At 67.8% G+C, this 20,843-nt stretch carries 19 protein-coding genes and 1 pseudogene; 15 read left to right on the top strand and 5 right to left on the bottom strand.

Features of this window, described 5'->3' with window-relative positions:
• Nucleotides 1-231 precede the first annotated feature (231 nt).
• From ACZYZ5_RS20970 to ACZYZ5_RS20990, 5 genes are read left to right on the top strand one after another with little or no spacing between them, the layout of a single operon-like run.
• Nucleotides 232-942, top strand: coding sequence for an NUDIX hydrolase (locus ACZYZ5_RS20970; protein WP_463904296.1), 711 nt, complete (start codon nucleotides 232-234; stop codon nucleotides 940-942).
• Nucleotides 939-2,252, top strand: a complete 1,314-nt coding sequence (nadA, locus tag ACZYZ5_RS20975; RefSeq protein ID WP_463904298.1) for a quinolinate synthase NadA — start codon at nucleotides 939-941, stop codon at nucleotides 2,250-2,252. Before ACZYZ5_RS20970 ends, nadA begins: the two co-directional genes overlap by 4 nt.
• Nucleotides 2,249-3,976, top strand: coding sequence for an L-aspartate oxidase (nadB, locus tag ACZYZ5_RS20980; protein WP_463904299.1), 1,728 nt, complete (start codon nucleotides 2,249-2,251; stop codon nucleotides 3,974-3,976). The genes nadA and nadB overlap by 4 nt, the downstream gene beginning before the upstream one ends.
• Nucleotides 3,973-4,983 carry a carboxylating nicotinate-nucleotide diphosphorylase gene (gene nadC, locus ACZYZ5_RS20985; RefSeq protein WP_463904300.1) on the top strand — a complete coding sequence of 337 codons (1,011 nt, stop codon included), beginning with the start codon at nucleotides 3,973-3,975 and terminating at the stop codon, nucleotides 4,981-4,983. The genes nadB and nadC overlap by 4 nt, the downstream gene beginning before the upstream one ends.
• Nucleotides 4,980-6,137 carry a cysteine desulfurase family protein gene (locus ACZYZ5_RS20990; RefSeq protein WP_463904302.1) on the top strand — a complete coding sequence of 386 codons (1,158 nt, stop codon included), beginning with the start codon at nucleotides 4,980-4,982 and terminating at the stop codon, nucleotides 6,135-6,137. Before nadC ends, ACZYZ5_RS20990 begins: the two co-directional genes overlap by 4 nt.
• A gap of 149 nt (nucleotides 6,138-6,286) precedes the next feature.
• Here ACZYZ5_RS20990 and ACZYZ5_RS20995 read toward each other — a convergent pair whose 3' ends face one another.
• Nucleotides 6,287-6,805 carry a GtrA family protein gene (locus tag ACZYZ5_RS20995; protein WP_463904303.1) on the bottom strand — a complete coding sequence of 173 codons (519 nt, stop codon included), beginning with the start codon at nucleotides 6,803-6,805 and terminating at the stop codon, nucleotides 6,287-6,289.
• Between the two features lie 4 nt (nucleotides 6,806-6,809).
• Nucleotides 6,810-7,484, bottom strand: coding sequence for a DUF1684 domain-containing protein (locus ACZYZ5_RS21000; protein WP_463904304.1), 675 nt, complete (start codon nucleotides 7,482-7,484; stop codon nucleotides 6,810-6,812).
• A gap of 252 nt (nucleotides 7,485-7,736) precedes the next feature.
• Between ACZYZ5_RS21000 and ACZYZ5_RS21005 the strand changes: the two genes are divergently transcribed.
• On the top strand, nucleotides 7,737-8,555 hold the full coding sequence (locus ACZYZ5_RS21005; RefSeq protein ID WP_463904305.1) for a hypothetical protein: 819 nt from the start codon (nucleotides 7,737-7,739) through the stop codon (nucleotides 8,553-8,555).
• 76 nt (nucleotides 8,556-8,631) lie between these two features.
• Entirely contained in the window at nucleotides 8,632-9,438 is an 807-nt protein-coding gene (locus ACZYZ5_RS21010; protein ID WP_463904306.1) for a transglutaminase-like domain-containing protein, read from the top strand.
• 19 nt (nucleotides 9,439-9,457) lie between these two features.
• Here ACZYZ5_RS21010 and ACZYZ5_RS21015 read toward each other — a convergent pair whose 3' ends face one another.
• A complete protein-coding gene (locus tag ACZYZ5_RS21015; RefSeq protein WP_463904307.1) occupies nucleotides 9,458-10,396 on the bottom strand; it encodes an AraC family transcriptional regulator in 939 nt (312 codons plus the stop codon).
• 273 nt (nucleotides 10,397-10,669) lie between these two features.
• Between ACZYZ5_RS21015 and ACZYZ5_RS21020 the strand changes: the two genes are divergently transcribed.
• The 5 genes from ACZYZ5_RS21020 to ACZYZ5_RS21040 all read left to right on the top strand — a co-directional run bounded on the left by ACZYZ5_RS21020 (nucleotide 10,670) and on the right by ACZYZ5_RS21040 (nucleotide 16,072).
• Complete coding sequence (locus tag ACZYZ5_RS21020) at nucleotides 10,670-12,019, top strand: ABC transporter substrate-binding protein (protein ID WP_463904308.1); 1,350 nt, start codon at nucleotides 10,670-10,672, stop codon at nucleotides 12,017-12,019.
• A 23-nt stretch (nucleotides 12,020-12,042) separates the two neighbouring features.
• Nucleotides 12,043-13,020 carry a carbohydrate ABC transporter permease gene (locus tag ACZYZ5_RS21025; RefSeq protein WP_463904309.1) on the top strand — a complete coding sequence of 326 codons (978 nt, stop codon included), beginning with the start codon at nucleotides 12,043-12,045 and terminating at the stop codon, nucleotides 13,018-13,020.
• On the top strand, nucleotides 13,017-13,934 hold the full coding sequence (locus ACZYZ5_RS21030) for a carbohydrate ABC transporter permease (RefSeq protein ID WP_463904310.1): 918 nt from the start codon (nucleotides 13,017-13,019) through the stop codon (nucleotides 13,932-13,934). The genes ACZYZ5_RS21025 and ACZYZ5_RS21030 overlap by 4 nt, the downstream gene beginning before the upstream one ends.
• Nucleotides 13,935-14,004: 70 nt before the next feature.
• A complete protein-coding gene (locus ACZYZ5_RS21035) occupies nucleotides 14,005-15,066 on the top strand; it encodes an NAD(P)-dependent alcohol dehydrogenase (protein WP_463904311.1) in 1,062 nt (353 codons plus the stop codon).
• Nucleotides 15,067-15,091: 25 nt separating this feature from the next.
• Complete coding sequence (locus ACZYZ5_RS21040) at nucleotides 15,092-16,072, top strand: carbohydrate kinase family protein (RefSeq protein ID WP_463904312.1); 981 nt, start codon at nucleotides 15,092-15,094, stop codon at nucleotides 16,070-16,072.
• Nucleotides 16,073-16,121: 49 nt separating this feature from the next.
• Here the strand turns inward: ACZYZ5_RS21040 and ACZYZ5_RS21045 are convergent, their stop codons facing one another.
• On the bottom strand, nucleotides 16,122-16,583 hold the full coding sequence (locus ACZYZ5_RS21045; protein WP_463904315.1) for a MarR family winged helix-turn-helix transcriptional regulator: 462 nt from the start codon (nucleotides 16,581-16,583) through the stop codon (nucleotides 16,122-16,124).
• Nucleotides 16,583-17,713, bottom strand: a complete 1,131-nt coding sequence (locus tag ACZYZ5_RS21050) for an LLM class flavin-dependent oxidoreductase (protein ID WP_463904313.1) — start codon at nucleotides 17,711-17,713, stop codon at nucleotides 16,583-16,585. Before ACZYZ5_RS21050 ends, ACZYZ5_RS21045 begins: the two co-directional genes overlap by 1 nt.
• A gap of 386 nt (nucleotides 17,714-18,099) precedes the next feature.
• Between ACZYZ5_RS21050 and ACZYZ5_RS21055 the strand changes: the two are divergent.
• The 3 genes and pseudogenes from ACZYZ5_RS21055 to ACZYZ5_RS21065 all read left to right on the top strand — a co-directional run.
• A pseudogene (locus ACZYZ5_RS21055) lies at nucleotides 18,100-18,972 on the top strand (M20/M25/M40 family metallo-hydrolase).
• A gap of 437 nt (nucleotides 18,973-19,409) precedes the next feature.
• Nucleotides 19,410-20,486 carry a 2,3-diaminopropionate biosynthesis protein SbnA gene (sbnA, locus tag ACZYZ5_RS21060; RefSeq protein WP_463904314.1) on the top strand — a complete coding sequence of 359 codons (1,077 nt, stop codon included), beginning with the start codon at nucleotides 19,410-19,412 and terminating at the stop codon, nucleotides 20,484-20,486.
• 2 nt (nucleotides 20,487-20,488) lie between these two features.
• The coding region (locus ACZYZ5_RS21065) for a phosphopantetheine-binding protein (RefSeq protein WP_463904316.1) at nucleotides 20,489-20,843 on the top strand (355 nt) is incomplete at its 3' end.

Genomic DNA, 20,843 nt, shown 5'->3' on the forward strand with positions numbered 1-20,843 from the left:
CCGCCCGCCCCTGGCCGGCCCGCGGCGGGCGCGCCGCCCCGGCGCACCCCCGGCGGGCGCCCCGGGCCGATGCCCGGACGAAGGGTGTGAGCTGAAACATTTTGCGCCCGGCTGCCGACGTCGTATTATTAGTTCTAGTCAATTTGACTATAACTACTCCGGCGGTCGGGCCGGACCGTCCGGGCAGTCCCAAGGGACCGGCCCGGTGCCCGGAAAGCGGGGTGAATCACCATGTACACAGCAGCTGCCAACATCGCCGAGCGCCAGCTCGCTCCGCCGTCGTTGGCCATTTCCACGGTGATCTTCGCCCTCCGTCCCAGTGAGCGTTCCGGACGCCCCACCCTCTGGATCCCGCTGGTGCGCCGGATCCGCGAACCCTTCAAAGGGCTGTGGGCCCTGCCCGGGGGGCCGCTGACCCACTCCGAGTCCCTGCAGGACGCCGCCTCGCGGAACCTGCAGGAGACCACCGGCCTGGCGCCCAGCTACCTCGAACAGCTCTACGCTTTCGGCGGCCTGCACCGCTCGCCCACCCAGCGTGTCGTCTCGATTGTTTACTGGGCGCTGGTGCAGCCCACCGAGGCCGCGCTCGCCGACGAATCCGAAAACGTCCGGTGGTTCCGCGCGGACCGGCTCGGCGAACTGGCCTTCGACCACAACGCGATCATCGACTACGCGCTCTGGCGGCTGCGCAACAAGATGGCCTACGGCTCCATCGCCTACCACCTGCTCGGCGAGTACTTCACCCTGGCCCAGGTCCGCGAGGTCTACGAGGCGGTCCTGGACCGTGAACTGGACCCGGCCAACTTCCGCCGACAGGTCAAAGCCACGCCCGAGATCGAAGAGACCGACCACTACCTGCAGGGCGGCAAGCACCGCCCGCCACGCCTCTACCGCTTCACAGGCCGCCCAGGCCTTGACCCAGACAACAGGAGCACACCATGAGCAGCGTCAACACAGCGATCCAGCTGATCACGCGCGAACAGGCCGCCCGCAACACGGCCAAGGGCAGGGCAACAGCCTCCACCTGCAGCCCGGCGCTGGCCCGCGGGCCCTGGGACTACGACCGCTCCGAGGCCCTCGCCGGTGTGCCCGCCTACGGCCCCGGCGCCTCCGCCGCGGACGTCGCCCCGGCCTCCACCCCCCGGCAGGGCCAGCTCCCGGAGGAGTACAAGCTCGCCAGCGACGCCGAACTCGACGCCCGGATCCGGGCCGCCAAGGCAACCCTCGGGGACCGCGCCGTGGTCCTGGGCCACTTCTACCAGCGCGACGAGGTGGTGGAATACGCCGACTTCGTGGGCGACTCGTTCCAGCTGGCCAACGCCGCGCTGACGCGGCCCGACGCCGAGGCCATCATCTTCTGCGGCGTGCACTTCATGGCTGAAACCGCGGACATCCTGTCCCGGCCGGACCAGGCCGTGATCCTGCCCAACCTGGCCGCGGGCTGCTCGATGGCCGACATGGCGGACATCGACTCCGTGACTGAGTGCTGGGAACAGCTCGAGGAAGTCTTCGGCACCGAGCCCGACGCCGACGGCCGGGTTCCGGTCATCCCGGTCACCTACATGAATTCCTCCGCGGCCCTGAAGGGCTTCTGCGGCGAACGCGGCGGGATCGTCTGCACCTCCTCCAATGCCGCCATCGTGCTGGAATGGGCGTTCGAGCGCGGCCAGCGTGTGCTGTTCTTCCCGGACCAGCACCTGGGCCGCAACACCGCCAAGGCCATGGGGGTGCCGCTGGAGCAGATGCCCATGTGGAACCCGCGCAAGGACCTCGGCGGCAACGACGAACAGACCCTGCTCGATTCCCGGGTGATCCTCTGGCACGGCTTCTGCTCGGTCCACAAGCGCTTCAACGTCGGCCAGATCGAAAAGGCCCGCGCCGAGTTCCCGGGCGTGCAGGTGATTGTCCACCCCGAATGCCCCATGGAGGTGGTTGACGCCGCGGATTCCGCCGGGTCAACCGATTTCATCAAGAAGGCCATCGCCGCCGCGACCGAACCGACGACGTTCGCGATCGGCACCGAGATCAACATGGTCAACCGGCTCGCCGCCGAATACCCGCAGCACACTATCTTCTGCCTGGACCCGGTGATCTGCCCCTGCTCCACCATGTACCGCATCCACCCCGGCTACCTGGCCTGGGTCCTGGAGGCACTCGCCCGCGGTGAGGTCCTCAACCGCATCACGGTCGACGACGCCGTCGCCGCCCCGGCAAAGGTAGCCCTCGAGCGGATGCTGGCGGCCCGGCCGTGACCAGGCGCCTGGTGGTGGTCGGCAGCGGCATTGCGGGACTGTACGCCGCCCTGCTGGCATCCGACGCGGTGCTGGACGGCGGGCCGGCCCGCGAGGTGGTGCTGCTGAGCAAGGGAACCCTCGAGCAGAGCAACACCTTCTACGCCCAGGGCGGCGTCTCGGCCGTGCTCGTGCCGGGCGATGCGGCGCCGGGCGACTCCGTGGCGGCCCACATCGCCGACACCCTCGCCGCCGGCGCCGGGCTCAACGACCCGGAGGCGGTCCGTGTCCTGTGCACCGAGGCAGTCCGGGACATTGAGGGTCTGCAGCGGTTCGGCGTGCACTTTGACGCCGGACCCGGCGGAGGCCCGGCGCTCGGACTCGAGGCGGCCCACTCCGCCGCCCGCATCCTGCACGCCGGTGGAGACGCGACGGGTGCCTGCATCGCCCGCGCCCTCGTTGCCGCCGTCCTGAACCGCGCTGTCCTGGATCGAACAGCGCAGGGCCAGCTGCGGGTCGAGACTGGCGCCTTCGTCACGGAGCTGCTCACCGAACCCCCGGTACAGGGCCCGACGGCGGGCGCCTCCCGGGTCACCGGCGTCGCCTACTTGTCCAACGGGCAGCCCCGGGAGCTGGACGCCGACGCGGTGCTCCTGGCGACCGGCGGTGCCGGACGGCTCTTCGCCCGGACAAGCAACCCCTCCGTCGCCACGGCCGATGGCCTGGCCCTGGCCTGGCGGGCGGGGGCGGCCGTCCGGGACCTGGAATTCTTCCAGTTCCACCCCACCACGCTCGCTGCGGACGAGATCCCCGGGGGTCCGCCGGCGCTGCTCATTTCCGAGGCGGTCCGCGGCGAAGGCGCCGTCCTGCTCGATACCGCCGGTTACCGCTTCATGCCGGACTACCACCCGGACGCCGAGCTGGCCCCGCGCGACGTCGTCTCCCGCAGCATTGCCCTGCACCTCGCCGCGACCGGCGCACCGGCGGACAGCCCCGTCTTCCTGGATGCCCGGGGGATCGAGGCGGCCCGCGGGCCCGGATTCCTGTCCCGGCGGTTCCCCACCATCACCGCGGCCACCCGCGCCGCCGGCTACGACTGGACCACGCAGACGCTCCCGGTATCCCCGGCGGCCCACTACTGGATGGGGGGTGTGTCCACCGACCTCTGGGGGCGCACTTCCGTGCCGGGACTTTACGCGGCCGGTGAAGTCGCGGGCACCGGCGCGCAGGGCGCCAACCGGCTGGCGAGCAACTCACTCCTGGAAGGGCTGGTCTTCGGCCGCCGGGCGGTGGAGGCATTCCTGGGCGCACCACCCCCTGAATCCGCCGCCGTGGCCGTGGCAGGGACCGAAGCGCTCTGGCCGGTCCACACCACGGGGGAGGCACCGGTTCCGTTCAGCCGGGAGGCGTTGCGGCGCCTGATGACCGGCGCCGCCGGGGTGATCCGGACGGGAGCGGGCCTTGACGCGGCCGCGGCGCGCCTGGCGGAATGGTCGGCGGCCATGGCCGCTGAAGACCGTGCCGCCCTGGGCCAGGCCAGCCATGAGGACCGGAACCTGCTCCTCGCCGCGCAGCTGCTGGTGGCGGCGGCCCGCCAGCGGACCGGCTCCGTTGGCGCCCACTACCGGGCCGACGCGACGGCCCCCGCCGTGCTTGCCTCCCCCGCCCGCTCAACCCCGCTGACCGGCCCGCGCGGTTACCGGCATGCCGCCGCATCTCGTCCGAAACAAAGGATTTCGTCATGACAGCACCTGTTGCCGCTCGGACCACTGCCCGGGCCCCCGCCCGGGAGTCCGCACGTCCAGCCGTTCCGTCGACGAGCTCTCCGCTCGCCGGAACCCTGCCCGGAGCCGCCGTGGACGCCGTGCTGCGGGCCGCCCTGCTGGAGGACGCACCGTACGGTGACATCACCTCGCAGACGCTCATCCCGGCGGATGCGCGCGCGACGGCGGTCCTGGCCGCCCGAGTCCCCGGCGTCCTCAGCGGGGGGGAGGTGTTCGCTGCCGCGATGAAGCTCACGGACCCCAACGCCGACGTCGAACTTCTCGTGGCTGACGGTGCCGCCTTTGTTGCCGGAACGGCGCTCGCGAGGGTCAGCGGGAACGCCCGCGCCGTGCTGCTCGCCGAACGCGTGGCCCTGAACCTGGTCCAGCGGATGAGCGCCATCGCCACCAAGACGGCGGAGTTCGTCGCGCTTGTGCACGGCACCGGGGCGCGCATCACCGACACCCGGAAGACGACGCCGGGGCTGCGCGTGCTGGAACGCTATGCAGTTCGCTGCGGCGGCGGCGCCAACCACCGCTTCGGCCTCTCCGACGCCGTGCTGGCCAAGGACAACCACCTGGCCGTGCTGACCGGGGGAGACCCGTCGAAACTTACCGCGGTGCTGCGGGACGCCAAAGCGCGTCTCGGGCACACCACCCACTTCGAGGTGGAGGTGGACAGCATGGACCAGATCGGACCGGTGCTGGCTGCCGGCGTGGACACCATCATGCTGGACAACTTCAGCCTGGCGGAGCTGGCCGCCGGGGTGGCGCTGGTGGGCGGCCGTGCCCGCGTCGAGGCCAGCGGCAACGTCAACCTGTCCACCGTGGCCGGCATCGCCGCTACCGGGGTGGACGTTATTTCGATCGGTGGCCTCACCCACAGCGTCGCTGCCTTGGATCTGGGGCTCGACCTTGAGTTGGGCCTCGACACTGAGGTGGACAGCGGACGGAATAGCGACCAGAAGGCCGGCCAGGCGACGCCATGATCTTCCTCGACGCCGCGGCCACCACCCCAGTCCGCCGCGAGGTGCTCGAAGCGATGTGGCCGTTCCTCTCCGGGGAGTTCGGGAACCCCTCGAGCCACCATTCGCTCGGCGACGCGGCCGCCACGGCGCTCGCCGGGGCCAGGGCAGCGACCGCCCGGGCACTGGGCTGCCGCGCGGGCGAGGTGGTGTTCACCTCCGGGGGCACGGAGGCGGACAACCTGGCCGTCAAGGGCATCGCCCTGGCCCGCCGGGCGGCGGACCCGCGGCTGGACCGGGTGGTGATCAGCGCCGTCGAACATCCCGCCGTGGAGGAGTCGGCCCGCTACCTCGAGCGCGTGCACGGCTTCGCCGTCGACGTGGTGCCGGTGGATGCCTGCGGCCGCGTCACCGGAGAGGCCCTTGCCGCCGCGCTCCGGCCGGAGACCGCACTGGTCAGCATCATGTACGCCAACAATGAGGTGGGAACGGTGCAGCCGATCGCCCGGCTCGCCGCGCTGGCCCGCGGGCAGCGAATCCCGTTCCACACCGACGCGGTCCAGGCCGCCGGCTGGCTCCCGCTCGACACCGCCACGCTGGGTGTGGATGCCCTGAGCATCTCCGGACACAAACTGGGGGCGCCCAAAGGCAGCGGGGCCCTGTTCGTGCGCAGCCGGACCCGGCTGGAACCGGTGATCCACGGCGGCGGGCAGGAACGCGGGCGCCGGTCGGGGACCGAGAACGTGGCCGGGGCCGTGGCCCTCGCGACGGCGCTCACCCTCGCCCGGGACTCACAGGGGGACCGCGCGGCACACGTAGCCGACCTGCGCGATGACTTCATCCGCTCGGTGCAGGCCCAGGTACCGGGCGCGCTCCTCACCGGCCATCCGAGCGAACGGCTCCCCTCGGTCGCCTCGTTCTGCTTCCCGGGGACCAGTGGCGAACCCGTGCTGCTGGAGCTCGAACGGCTGGGGGTCATCTGCTCCAGCGGCTCGGCCTGCGCGGCGGGTTCGGACGAGCCGTCCCCGGTGCTGCGGGCGATGGGCATCAGCGCCGAGGTTGCCCAGACCGCGGTCCGCTTCAGCTTTGACTCCACCATCACGGCGGCGGAGCTGCAGGAGGCAGCGGCCGCGGTCCGCGCCGCCGTCGGCAGCGTCCAGGCCCTCGGCACCCCCTGACCCTGGTCCCCCCGGCCCCCGGTCCCCGGTCCCCGTGCCCCCGCCCCCCGCCCCCGGTTGCCCTGTCACTTAATGCTGTTTCAGTGCCCTCCGGGGCACGTTATCTGACAGCGCAAGCGGGGTTTTCGGACGGGCGGGGTGCGGAAAGCCTAGCGGTGCCGGGCGCGGCGGAAGATCCAGTGCCGCAGCAGGGTGAAGCGCACGGCCGTGGCCGCGAAGCCGGAGAGTGTGGTGGTCCACAGCTCGTCGGAGACCGCGGCAGCGGGGTTGATCCAGTGCAGGACGCCGAGGCTCCCGCCGGTGATCAGCAGCGCCACCAGGATCACGATCAGGCCGTTGAGGTGGTCGCGCTTCATCCGGTGGCGTTCGGTGATCTTGAAGGTCAGCCGCCGGTTCAGGGCCGTGTTCATCAGTGACGTGAGGATGAGGGCCGTCGCGTTGGCCGGCTGCGAGCCGAGGTGCGGACGCAGGAAGGCATAGAGCGCCAGCGATGTGGCCGTGCAGACAATGCCGACGGCGGTGAACCGCAGCAGTTGCCGGACCAGCGGGTAGCGGAGGACGCCGCGGTGGCGGCGGGAAAGCGGCCGGCCAGAGGCAGGAGCGGAGGCGGGAGCGGAGGCAGGGGCGGGAGCGGGGGCAGCGGAGTGCTGCTCGAGCTGGGCATCCATCCGCTCAGTACAGCTCGCCCACAGGGATCTCCACGGCCAGGCGGTTGGAGGGGCCGGGGAGCGGGCATGCCCACGCTTCGTTGTAGGCGCAGGACGGGTTGTAGGCGAAGTTGAAGTCAATAACGAACTCGGCCTCCGGGCCGGACCCCTGCACGCCGTGGAAGGCGCCCTTGATCGTGTCCAGCAGGTAGCGGCCCGCGCCGTAGCTGCCGCCGGGCTGCCCGGCGGTGGCATCACGGAACGGCACGAAGATGCCGCCGCCGTAGCCATGGAGCTTCCACACGGCGAGCTGGCCCAGTTCCGGCAGGTCGAAAGTGCCCAGCCGGACAAACCGGACCACGCCGTCGGTGCCGGTCTCGACGTTCATTTCCCGCCCGGCGCCCTCGCTCGTCAGCGGGATGTGGAAGCGATAGATGGGATCGTAGTCGGCCGTTTTCAGCCCGCCGAAGCTGGACTTGGCGGCCGCCGTGAGCGGCGACGCGGGGTGCGTGCCGAACATCCGGTCCCGCTCCTGGCGCCAGTAGGAATGCGCCTCGGCCGGATCCTCGGCCGCGATCTTCCGCACGTTGGCATACAACGCAAAGGTCCTGAGCCGCCAGTCCGCGATGTCGACGGCGGAGATGTCCGCCTCGCCGTCCTGGGCTCCGAAATCCGTCGAGCCTAAATCCTGATCCGCCATGTCCCCAGCGTAACCCGCTTTCCCTGTGGCGAACCGCGCTTCCCGCGGCGGGTCCCGGCCCCCGCCCGGCCCTGGACTGCACCGACGATTTCCGGCACAACGACGGCACCTGCCCGCGGGGCCGCGGCACCCGGATGACAGGGGCGGCTTATCGCCGTTACGGAGGCAGCGGAAGCGGTGCCGGGAGCAGGGCTTCTGCGAAACGATGATCCGGGAACTCCTGGCGGACCGAAGTCCCGTTACGCTGACACCATGACTGGGACGGATACCTTCCGGCGGACGTCGGCCCGCGGGGTGAGCATCGCCGCTGCCCTCGCGCTCGCCACCCTCTCGGGCTGCAGCAGCGAGGGCAAGGGCGCCCCCGCTTGGACGGCCGGCGTCACGCCGAGCGCCAGCGGGACAGCGGCACCGACCGATCCGTCCGCGGGCAGCGCGACGCCGGGCTCGTCCCCGGCGTCCACCGCCTCCGGCCCGGCGGAACCGGGCTCGACGGCGTCGGCCTGGAAGGTTTTCACCGACCCGGCGAAGACCGTCAGTTTCGAGCTCCCTCAGGAGTGGATCGCCCAGTCGGTGCCCCCGGAGCAGGGAACCCTGCCCGGCGCCCTCAAGGTCGAGGTCAAGGACGCTAAGGGCGGCTACCTCGCCACCCTGCAGACCGGACTCCTGCCCCGGCCCGCCCCGGAGTGTGCGGGCGACGCCGCGAAACCCTACGTCGTTGTCAGCAGTGTCCCGCTGGATCTGCCGCACCGCGGCGGCGAAGGCACCATCGACCCGCGGGTGGTGTATCGGGTGGTCCAGGGCTACAAGTACTTCGGCTCCTACGGCATCACCAACGTCGTCGGCGGCACGGAGGGAAAGTCGTGCTTGCTGCAGAACCTGGTCCGCGGTCCCGAGGGCAAGGGTGACTACTCCTTCGCTGACCTGACGGAGCTGAAGGCGTTTGCCCCGGACGAGAAGGTCGCACCCGCCAGGGCATTTGACACCCTCGACCAGGCGGCCGAATACGTCAACGAAGGCACGGAATTCGCCAACGTCCAGCGGATGCTAATGTCTCTGGAGATCAAGAACTAGTCCCGCACCGCCCGCACCCACCCGGGCCGGGAGCGGTCACGTCACCCGCCGTTAACCTCACCCCCCCCGGAGATACATGGAACGCTCTGTAGCCGCCCGCATGGCCTTCAAGACCGTGGCCGACACGAAGGTTGCCCTCGCGGTGTCCGTGGCACGCAATTCCGGCTACAGCGGGTTCGTGGAGTCCCTGTCCGTGACCTCCGGCGGTGAGGACGTCCCGCTCACCGAACTCTCGGACCACCATGGCGGGCGCTTCCACTACATGGAATTCGCCGACCCCACCGAGGTGCTCGTGCAGTACACGGCCACCGTCACCGGCTTCGCGCTGCCCGAGGAACCCCGGTTGATGGAACTCATCCGTTACGTCCGGCCGAGCCGCTATGCCGAGTCCGACCGGCTGCTGCCGACCGCCTACGCGGAATTCGGCGGCCTGCAGGGTGCCGAGCTGGTGCTCGCGGTGCGCAACTGGGTGTTCAGCGAGCTGCGCTATATCAGCGGATCCTCCCGGGGGACCGACGGTGCCGTCGAGACCCTGCTGCACCGCCGCGGGGTCTGCCGCGACTTCGCCCACCTGGCGGTCTCGCTGCTGCGCGCCAAGAATGTTCCGGCACGGCTGGCTGCGGTGTACGCCCCCGGACTAAGCCCCATGGACTTCCACGCGGTGGCCGAGGCCCACATTAACGGCGCCTGGTACGTCATCGACCCCACGGGCCTTGCACCGCGCGAGAGCATGCTGCGAATCACCGCGGGCCGGGATTCCTCTGATACCGCGTTCCTGTCGACCGTGGGCGGCAGCCTGTCGCTGACGCAGTTCACCGTCACCGCCATCGTCGACGGCGACCTGCCGGAAGAGGATCCGGAGAAGCTGGTCACCCTGCAGTAGCGATGCTCCCGGAGCCAGGTCAGAGCTGGACGCGCTGGCGGTAGTTGCGTGGTGTTTCGCCTGCGTCGTTGAGGAAGTGCCGGTTGAAGTTGGAGAGGTTCGAGAAGCCGACTTCGAAGCAGATGTCGGAGATGGCTTTGTCGCTGTGTTCCAGCAGGCGCCGTGCATGGGCGAGCCGGAGTTTGCGGACCAGATCACTGAAGTTCTGGCCGGTGGCGCGTTTGAAGTATTTCGAAAACGTCGGTTCTGACATACCGACCAGGGCCGCAGCCTCGGACATTTTGACGCTGCCGGCGTGGTTACTGAAGACGTACTCGAGGACGATGTCCACCACGGCCGCGGCCTGGGAGTCCAGTTGGGGTCTGAACCATTCATCGGCCAGGTAGCGCCGCTCCTCCTGGGGTGCGCGGGCCAGCACCGTGAGGAGCTCAAAAAGGTGGTGCAGCCGCTCCAAGCCAGTTGATGCGCCCATGGCATTGATGGATGCGGCTGCAGACTCGGCTGACGGTCCCAGGAACTCGATCCCGCGTGAGCACTGTTCCAGCAGGGGTTTGACTTCGGCCATTTCCGGAATGACCGCAGCGGCCTGTTCAACCCATTTTCCGTCGAACTGGATGAGGGCGTCCCTGCCATGGAGGACTTCTCCGGGGTCGAGGTCGCTGACCCAGTCGTGCGGCAGCCCCGGTCCCACCAGGGCCACGTGCCCGGCCTCGAACGTGCCGATGTGGTCTCCCACGATGAATTTTCCGGTGCCTTTCCGGATCAGGTGCAGTTCGTATTCCGGATGGTAGTTCCAGCGTGCCACCGGGCTGGGATAGTCGTGCTCGTGCCACCGGACTGAGTGGCTGGGGTCCTCCGGGATGACCTCCCGGTTGGCGCGCATGCCCAGTAGTCGTTCCGCAAGCCGGGCCGCTGCGCTGTCAATGGTGCCTGCGCCGTCGCTGGGGTCCGCGCTCATCGTGGCCCTCCCTGAAGTGGGGTTATGAAATAGGGACAGCACTTCAACTGCCTCCTCCTAGGGTAGCGCCCGGCTGCGGACAGGCCAGGAAAATTAGTATCAGAAACTGGCAACCACGGCGCTAGTTGTGTCCTATCCCACAGGCCTAATGTTGAGGAACACCAGCGATGCACCCCGGCTTCCAGCCCCGGTCCCGCTCCCGGCGCCGCACCCCGACACAGCAGTCGGAGTGCCGGTCGCATCGCATCCCCCGAAGAACAAAGGAGTCCTTGAATGCGCGCAAAAACACGCGTCGCCGCACTGGCCGCAGGTGCCCTGTGCGTGGCGCTCAGCGCCTCGGCCTGTGCAGGTGCCGGCGGCGGCAACTCCGCCGGTGACCCGAACGCCATCAATGTGCTGATGGTGAACAACCCCCAGATGGAGGACCTGCAGCGGCTCACCGCGGATAACTTCACGAAGGAGACCGGCATCCGGGTCAACTACACCGTCCTGCCGGAAAACGACGTCCGCGCCAAGATCAGCCAGGAATTCTCCAGCCAGGCCGGCCAGTACGACATTGCGTCACTGTCCAACTACGAGATCCCGTTCTATTCCGCCAACGGGTGGCTGGCGCCGCTGGACCATGTGGCCCAGGATCCCGAGTTCAACCAGGCGGACATCCTGCCGGCCTACACGGCGTCGCTGACGGGCAAGGACGGCAAGCTCTACGGTGAACCGTTTTACGGGGAATCCTCCTTCCTGATGTACCGGAAAGACATCTTCGACGCCAAGGGCCTGACGATGCCGGAGAAGCCCACCTGGGACGAGGTCGCAGCCCTCGCCGCCCAGGCCGACGGCGCCGCCCCGGGCATGAAGGGGATCTGCCTGCGCGGCCAGCCCGGCTGGGGCCAGGTTTTTGCGCCGCTGACCACGGTGGTAAACACCTTCGGCGGGACATGGTTCGACAAGGACTGGAACGCGCAGGTCAACGCCCCGGAGTTCACCGAGGCGGTTGACTTCTACACCAACCTGGTCCGGGACCACGGTCCGGCGGGGGCCGCGCAGGCCGGGTTCACCGAGTGCCTGAACAATATGAGCCAGGGCAAGGTCGCCATGTGGTACGACGCCACGTCGGCGGCCGGCGCCCTGGAAGCCGAGGCTTCCCCGGTAAAGGGCAAGATCGGCTACGCCCAGGCACCGGTGAAGGAGACCAAGTCCTCCGGCTGGCTGTGGACCTGGTCCTGGGCCGTGCAGGCGGCCTCCAAGAAGCAGGATGCCGCCGGGAAGTTCATCGCCTGGGCGAGTTCGAAGGAGTACGAGGAACTGGTGGCGTCCAGGCTCGGCTGGTCCAAGGTCCCGTCCGGCAAGCGCATCTCCACCTACGAGAACACCGAGTTCCAGCAGGCCGCGCCGTTCTTCGAGGCCGAACGTTTCGCCATTGAGAACGTTGATCCGACCAACCCCGGTGTCCAGCCGCGTCCGGCGGTGGGCATCCAGTTTGTCGGTATTCCCGAGTTCGCGGCCCTGGGCACCAGGGTGTCCCAGGGGGTCAGCTCCGCCATCGCCGGCCAGGGTACTGTCGCCGACGCGGTGGCCAACGGGCAGGAAGCCGCCCAAAAAGTCGGCGACAAGTACAAGAAGTAACAACCTAACCGCAGGAGAACATCATGACTAACGCAACGGCGCGCGTCTCCCGGCACGGGAGCACCGCAGCCAAGCCCTCCAGGGACAACAGAGACGCCAGAACGCGGGAACGGGCTGTGGCCTGGGTACGGCGTGCACCGCTGCTTCCGGCCCTGATCTTCCTCATCATCGTCACCCAGCTACCGTTCGTGGTGACCCTGGTCATCTCGTTCATGAACTGGAACAGCATGAGCCCGGACACCACCGGGTTTGCCGGGTTCGAGAACTACGTCCAGGTCCTCACCGACCCCTACTTTCAGCATGCCATCATCACCACGATCATCATGACCGTCTCCGTGGTCCTGGCCAGCCTGGTCCTCGGCCTCGGACTGGCCCTGCTCCTGGACAAGAAGTTCATCGGCCGCGGACTGGCCCGAACCCTGCTGATCGCACCCTTCCTCGTGGTGCCGGTGGCCGCGGCGCTCATCTGGAAGCACGCCATCCTCAACCCCGTCTACGGCCTGATCAACGGCACCCTCACCTGGCTCTGGGCACTGTTCGGCAGCGACACCCCGCCACAGACTGACCTGCTGACCACGGCGCCCCTGCTGGCCATCATCATCTCCCTGGTCTGGCAGTGGACACCATTCATGATGCTCATCCTGCTCGCCGGTCTGCAGTCCCGCCCCATGGACACGGTCGAAGCGGCCCAGATGGACGGCGCCACTCCCTGGGCAATTTTCCGCCACCTCACCCTGCCGCACCTGCGCCAGTACCTGGAACTCGGCGGACTGCTGGGGGCCATCTACATCGTGCAGAATTTCGACGCCGTCTTCACTCTCACCTCCGGCGGCCTGGGCACGGCCAACCTGCCCTACGCCATCTACGAAACGTTCTACTACGCCAACGAATACGGCTTGGCGTCCGCCGCCGGCGTCGTGGTGGTCATCGGCACCATCATCGTGGCGACCTTCGCACTCCGCACCGTTTTCTCGCTCTTCAAGAAGGAGGCAGCACGATGAGCACGCTCACCCCCACTGAGCCCCGGGCATCCGTCCCCGGCCCGGCCGCCCGCACCACCGGTTCCCGGCGGCGCGGCAAGTCCCGCATGGACCCCACCCGGAACAACACGGCCGCCGGGATCGCGGCCTGGCTGCTGGCCCTGCTGTTCGCGGTACCGGTCCTGTGGATGATCCTAACCTCCTTCCACTCGGAAACCGACGCCGCGACGAACCCGCCCTCCGTCACCGCCCCCCTGACGCTGGACGCCTACATGGAGTTCTTCGGGACAACATCCGGAGTCAGCCCGTGGCCGTCGCTGATCAACTCCGCCACCGCCTCGATCTTCTCCACCGTCCTGGTGCTGCTGCTGGCGATCCCGGCCGCGTACGCCCTGTCCATCCGGCCGGTGAAGAAGTGGTCCGACGTCATGTTCTTCTTCCTCTCCACCAAGATGATGCCAGTCGTCGCCGCGGTTTTGCCGCTCTACCTCGTCGCCAAAAACATCGGCGCGCTGGACAACATCTGGTTCCTGGTCCTGATGTACACCTCGATGAACCTGCCCATCGCCGTGTGGATGATGCGCTCCTTCCTCGAGGAAGTGCCGGTCGAAATGCTGGAGGCCGCCCAGATCGACGGCGCGGGCCTGCTGCTGACGCTCCGCAAGGTGGTGGCCCCCGTGGCGATGCCCGGCATCGCCGCCACCGCCCTGATCTGCTTCATCTTCAGCTGGAACGAACTGCTCCTGGCCCGGGTCCTCACCGGGGTCGTGGCCGGCACCGCCCCGGTCTTCCTCACCGGCTTCGTCTCAGGCCAGGGCCTGTTCCTCGCCAAAGTCTGCGCCGGCGCCGTTGTGGTCTCGCTGCCGGTGCTGTTCGCCGGCTTCGCCGCCCAGGACAAACTCGTCCAGGGCCTCTCCCTCGGCGCCGTCAAGTAGCGCCGCCAAATAGCGCCGTCCCATAGCCAGCCCAGTCTCTTCGATCCGTACACGAAAAAGGAGTACTTCGATGACAACATTCACCGCGCAGTCCCGCACCTCCGGGTATCCGGAAGTACCAGCCACGATGCGCGCCGCCGTCCTCAAGCGCCAGGGCGAGATGGCCATGGAAACCCTGTCCGTCCCGCAACTGGACGCGGACCAGGTCCTGGTGCAGGTCGCCGCCGTCGGCATCTGCGGCAGCGATGTCCACTACTACGAGCACGGAAGGATCGGCGACTACGTCGTGGACCACCCGCTGATCCTGGGTCACGAACTCTCCGGACGGATCGCCGCCGTCGGAAGCGCCGTGGACTCCGCCCGCATCGGCCAGCGGGTCGCCGTCGAGCCCCAGCGGCCCTGCCGCACGTGTAAGCAGTGCAAGGCCGGCCGGTACAACCTGTGCCCGGACATCGAGTTCTACGCCACGCCGCCGATCGACGGCGCCTTCGCCGAATACGTGAGAATCCAGAGCGACTTCGCCTACGACATCCCGGATGGCGTCAGCGACGAGGCGGCCGCCCTGATCGAACCGCTCTCCGTAGGTCTCTGGGCCTGCAAACGGGCCGGGATCGAGCCGGGCAGCCGCGTCCTTATTGCCGGGGCAGGCCCGATCGGCATCATCGCCGCCCAGGCCGCCCGCGCTTTCGGCGCCACCGAAATCTACATCACGGATATCGCCGACGACCGTCTGGCCTTCGCCCTGGAACATGGCGCCACCCACGCCCTCAACGCCAGGACGGACAGTGTTGAAGGGCTCGACGTCGACGCCTTCATTGACGCATCCGGCGCCCCGCAGGCCGTCCGCGCCGGGATCAAAGCCGTCGGACCGGCAGGAAAGGTCATCCTGGTGGGGCTCGGGGCCGACGACGTCGAACTCCCCGTCTCCTACATCCAGAACCGGGAAATCTGGCTTTCCGGTGTCTTCCGCTACACCAACACCTGGCCGCTGGCCATCCAGCTCATCGCGGACGGCAAGGTGGACTTGGACATCCTGGTCACCGGCAGGTTCGCCCTGGCCGACTCCGAGGATGCACTCAAAGCCGGGAAGCAGCCCGGACAGCTGAAAGCCGTCGTCTACCCGGGCCGCTGACCAGAAGACCCGAAAGGAAGCAGCAATGCTACAAGAAGACACGGTGGTCGTCATAGGCGAGTCCCTCGTCGACATCATCAGCGATCCCCGGCAGCCGGAGGAGATCCAGGTCCACCCGGGCGGAAGTCCCCTCAACGTGGCGGTGGGGGCAGCGCGACTGGGCTTGCAAACGAGCCTGGTGACCCACTTCGCCGCTGACCGGCATGGGCTTCTGATCGGAGAGCACCTCCGGTCGAACGGAGTTCACGTGATCAACGGCGGAACCTCACCGACGTCAACGGCCCTCGCCACGCTGGGGCCGGACGGGGCCGCCGACTACACGTTCGCCATCACGTGGGAAATCAACAACGCATCCCTGCGGGCCCTGGCGGCCATCAGGGATTCCACCCACGTCCACACTGGATCCATCGCCACTGTGCTGCCACCCGGGGACCAAGCCACGCTTGACCTCGTCAGGGCAGCCGGTGAGCACGCGACGATCAGTTATGATCCCAACTGCCGGCCCGCCGTCAGCGCCGATGCGGCCGCAGCGCGCCGACAGGCGGAACTCTTCATTGCAGCCAGCGACGTCGTCAAAGCCAGCGATGAAGACCTGCGCTGGCTCTACCCGGACCGGACCCCGGATGAAACCCTGGCAGCCTGGCTGGAACTCGGCCCGGCGATCGTGGCCTTGACGCGGGGAGTCTCGGGACCGGTCATCGTCTCCCGTCAAGGGAGGGTGGAAATGGCGGCAGAGCCCATCGTCGTTGCCGACACAGTGGGTGCCGGTGACTCCTACATGGCAGCCCTCATCTCCGGGCTTGCCCAATTGGGTGCCCTTGGCGGGAGCGGCAGACGACGGCTGGAAGGCCTGACACTGGCGGAACTGCAGGTGCTGGCTGCCTATGCCAACCGCGCGGCAGCGGTGACCTGTTCCCGGCAGGGCGCGAATCTGCCCGGGAAGGACGAACTCGGTCCTATGGCTGTACCGTCCACGGCCCGGGGATCTGCACAGGGTCAGGATTGACCATCGAAACCGGGCATTGACGGACCGCCGCCGGAGGTCCCGCGGATGGTCAGTGCGCCGCCACCGAGGCCCGCAGCTTCTCTGTCAGACGCAGCAGCTCCTGCTGCTCGGCCGCCGTCAGCGCCGGAACCACCAGCGCGGCGATGTCGCGGACGTGCTCCCGGCCGATTTGCTTCTGGAGTTCCCAGCCCGCTTCGGTGAGCTTGACCAGGACGCCGCGGCCGTCGTCCGGAGCCGGCATGCGCTCCACCAGGCCGCGCTTTTCGAGGCGCTCCACCAGCCGGCTCAGGCTGGACTGGCTCAGCAGCACATGGTCGTTGAGCTCGTTCTGGCGCAGCCAGCCCGACGGACAGCGCGAGAGCGTAAACAGCACGTCATACTCGTTGATGGCGAGGCCCTTGAAGGCGGGGCCGGCCTGCAGCCGACGCATCACCGCCACCTGGGCGCGGAACAGGGATTCCCAGGTTTCCGCGGCCAGGCGGACCGGCGACTCGGAGATTTTCGTGGACATCACACGCTCTGGGTGTCGGCGTGGCTGGCGGCGTGGCTGGAGGGCTGACCGGCGGCGGCCAGGGATGCGGCGACGCGGCCGGCGTGGGTGGGCGGTTCTGGGACATGGGCGGGGGTCTTGTCGGCGTATTCCTTGCGCAGGACCGGCAGGACCTCTTCGCCGAACAGGTCCAGCTGTTCCAGCACGGTCTTCAGCGGCAGGCCGGCGTGATCGATGAGGAAGAGCTGGCGCTGGTAGTCGCCGAAGTATTCCCGGAAGGTCAGCGTTTTTTCGATGACTTCCTGCGGGCTGCCGACGGTCAGTGGCGTCTGTGAAGTGAAGTCCTCGAGCGACGGGCCGTGGCCGTAGACCGGGGCGTTGTCGAAGTAGGGGCGGAACTCCTTGACGGCGTCCTGCGAGTTCTTCCGCATATAGAACTGTCCGCCGAGGCCCACGATCGCCTGGTCGGCCTGGCCGTGGCCGTAGTGCTCATAGCGTTCACGGTAGAGGCCGATCAGCTGCTGGTAGTGCTCCTTGGGCCAGAAGATGTTGTTCGCGAAGAAGCCGTCGCCATAGTAGGCAGCGACTTCTGCGATCTGCGGCGTGCGGATCGAACCGTGCCACACGAAGGGCGCGACGCCGTCGAGCGGGCGCGGGGTGGAGGTGAAGTTCTGCAGCGGCGTGCGGTGCTTGCCGGACCAGTTGACGGTGTCCTCGTCCCAGAGGCGGCGCAGCAGGCTGTAGTTCTCAATCGCGAGTTCGACGCCGTCCTGGATGTTCTTGCCGAACCAGGGGTAGACGGGGGCGGTGTTGCCGCGGCCCAGGACCAGGTCCACGCGCCCGTCGGCCAGGTGCTGGAGCATGGCGAAGTCCTCGGCGATCTTCACCGGGTCATTGGTGGTGATGAGGGTCGTGGCCGTGGACAGGATGATGCGCTCTGTCTGGGCGGCGATGTAGGCCAGGGTGGTGGTGGGAGAGGAAGAGAAGAACGGCCGATTGTGGTGCTCGCCAATGGCGTAGACATCCATTCCGATTTCCTCGACCTTTTTGGCGATCGCCACGGACGCCTTGATACGTTCGTGCTCCGTGGGCGTGCGGCCCGTGGTGGGGTCGGTGGTGATATCGCTGACGCTGAATACGCCGATCTGCATGATGTGCCTTTCCGTGGCCGGAGACTTCCGGGAGCTGCTTCAACTATAACCGATATACATGCATTTGCATCTATCGGACGGTATAACGTCCGCCACGTCCGAATATTCCCGGGCTGGGCTGCCGCGGGCTGGAGGACGGGCCGGAGGCCACCTCAACCTGGAAGGGAGCCGCTGCAACCCGGGCAAAAGGGCTTACTCTGGGACGCTCCGGGGGCTATCTTCGTAGCCTGGAGGATACTCACATGATGAAAAGGCTCGGAACGGCTGCGGCTGCTGCTATCTTGCTCGCAATCAGCCTTGTGATCTCGGGATGCACTGCCTCGCGGCTGGATCCGGCGGGTGGGGTGGATCCGCGGGCAGTGCTGGAGGAGTTCAAAGGCCTGGGCATGGTGGAACACCTGGAGGCGCTGCAGCGCATCGCTGATGACAATGATGGCAACCGCGCCTCGGGGACCTCCGGTTATGAGGACTCGGCGCGGTACGTGGAGGATCAGTTGCGCGCGGCCGGGTACACCCCGGTCCGGCAGGCCTTCACTTTCCGGAGCGACGGCAGGAACCGCAAACAGGTGGAGACCTTCAACATTCTCGCCGACACGGAGGGCGGCGCCGAGAACACCGTGGTGGTGGGCGGCCACCTGGACTCCGTGCGTGAGGGGCCGGGTATCAACGACAATGCCAGCGGGGTCGCGGCCAAGCTGGAGATCGCCGCCTGGCTGAAGGAAAGCGGGATCACCCCTGTCAACCGGGTCCGGTTCGCGTTCTGGGGCGCCGAGGAGGACGGCTTCTACGGTTCCCAGCACTAAATCGATGAGCTGGGCCGCACCGGGAAACAGCAGACCGCGGCGAACCTGAACGTGGACATGCTGGCCTCCCCGAACGGGGTCCGGTCAATTCACGACGGCGACGGGTCGGACTTCAGGCAATCCGGGCCGGCCGGTTCCCAGCAGATCGAGGACGTCTTCTTCCGGTTCTTCGAGGAGAACTCGCTGCCGGCGGAGAGCACGCCCTTTGAAGGCGGGTCCGATTACGAACCGTTCCTGCAGGCCGGCGTTCCCGGCGGCGGGCTGTTCAGCGGAGATGTGAAGAACAAGACCGAAGCCCAGGTGCAGTCCTTTGGCGGCGTGGCCGGCCGGGATCTCGATCCCTGCCACCACAGGGCCTGCGACACCATCAGCAACATCAACGCGGACCTGCTCAAGGAAATGTCCGCCGCGCTGGCCTACGCCACCGCCGCCTATGCACTGGCCCCGCGGGACTGACCTCCGGCTCCTGCACAGCAGGTTGCGCCCCACGCCGCTAGGCGTTGGGCCCCACGCCGCTGCGGGGGTCGGATCCTGGAGTACTCAAGTCGGATCCCGGACTACTTGATTCGGACGTGTCTCCGTGTAAGTACAGCCAAGTAGAGCCGGCCAGATATCGACCAAGTATTCGAGTACGGCCTACGGAGCCGTTGGCCACGAAACCTGGCTACTGTCGAAACAGAGGTTTGAAGCCTTAACTGCATTTCGGAGTATCCGCGGTGGGGAAGCCAGGTATTGCTGCTGGGGGAAATAGCGGCGGCCGCAGTATTCCGCTTGTGCGGCATTTCTTGAAAAGTAGAAGGGTCCGGACGAAGATTGTCCGCCACCCGTCACACACAAGCTGGCAGGAGCCTCCCCATTCCTGACCACGCTCATGGCAGGGAACGAGGGAGATCATGCCGATTATCAGGGATCCGCACCTGTTTAACGAGCAGAGCCTGTTCGTCGACCTGGAGGGGGTGCTGGGCTGCCGCCTCTTTCTGAAGATTGAGGGGTTCAATTTCGCCGGCTCAATCAAACTTAAGCCCGCGCGGGAGATGGTCGAGCGCGCCGAGCGGGAGGGGTTGATCGGCCCTGGCTCCATCCTCGTGGAGTCCTCATCGGGCAACCTCGGCGTCGCGCTCAGCATGATCGCTGCCAGCAAGGGGTACCGCTTCGTGTGTGTGATCGATCCGCGCTGTAACCCGCCAACCCGGCAACTTATGGAGTCGCTCGGGGCACAGGTGGACCTGGTCACCGAACCGGATCCCGTCGACGGCTTCCTCGGAGCCCGGCTCAACCACGTGCGGGACCTGTGTGCGTCCGACGAGCGGTACATCTGGCTCAACCAGTACACCAATCCCGGCAATTGGGGAGCGCACTACCGCTGGACTGCCCCCGAGATCTCCAATCAGTTCCCCGACCTGGACGTGCTGTTCGTGGGAGCAGGGACAACGGGGACCTTGATGGGTTGCGCGCGGTACTTCCGTGAGCACCGGCCGGATGTCCGGATTGTCGCGGTCGATGCCGCAGGATCGGTCTCGTTCGGCGGCCAGCCCGCCGCCCGCCTGATCCCGGGACTCGGCATGAGCGTGCGGCCGCCGCAGCTCGACGAGGCCTTGATCGATGACGTGGTGATGGTCGAAGAACTGGACACGGTGCGCGCCTGCCACTGCCTCGCCGCTGCCGGCTTCACGCTCGGTGGCTCCACCGGGACCGTGGTCCACGGCGCCGCGTCTTGGCTCACCGAACACGACGCCCAGGACCTGACGGCGGTGGCCATTTCCCCGGACATGGGCCGACCCTACCTGGACACTGTCTACAGCCCTGACTGGGTGCATGATCATTTCGGCGCCGAAGCGCTGGCAACCGCCGACGATTTGGCAGGGGCTCCGGGCCGACGGTCCGACCCGGTGTCGGAGCCACAGCACCCGGCACGTGAAGCGGTGGCCGGTTACGCCGCAACCGCCGCCTCAGGGAATTTCCGGCAGTGAAAATGCGTCTCGATAACCTGCAGGGCGTTCCGCGCCCCATATCTCCCATCGATCTCCCCATTCCTGATGCAACCGCGGCTCCGGCCGGGAACGGATCTCCAGCCACGCCGGCCCCGCGTACGGCCGTTGCCTTGGAGCGCCGGCTGGCGGAGCTGCTCGCATCGGTGGTTAAGAAGGACGACGTCCCCGTGGACGCCAACTTCTTCTACGAACTAGGCGCGGACTCGCTGCTGATGGCGCAGTTCTGCGCCCGCGTGCGCAAGCAGCCGGACCTGCCGTCGGTGTCGATCAAGGACATTTACCAGCACCCAACGATCTCGGCGCTGGCTGTGGCCCTGGCACCGGCGGAAGAGGCGA

The sequence above is a fragment of the Pseudarthrobacter ribosi genome (assembly GCF_055412865.1).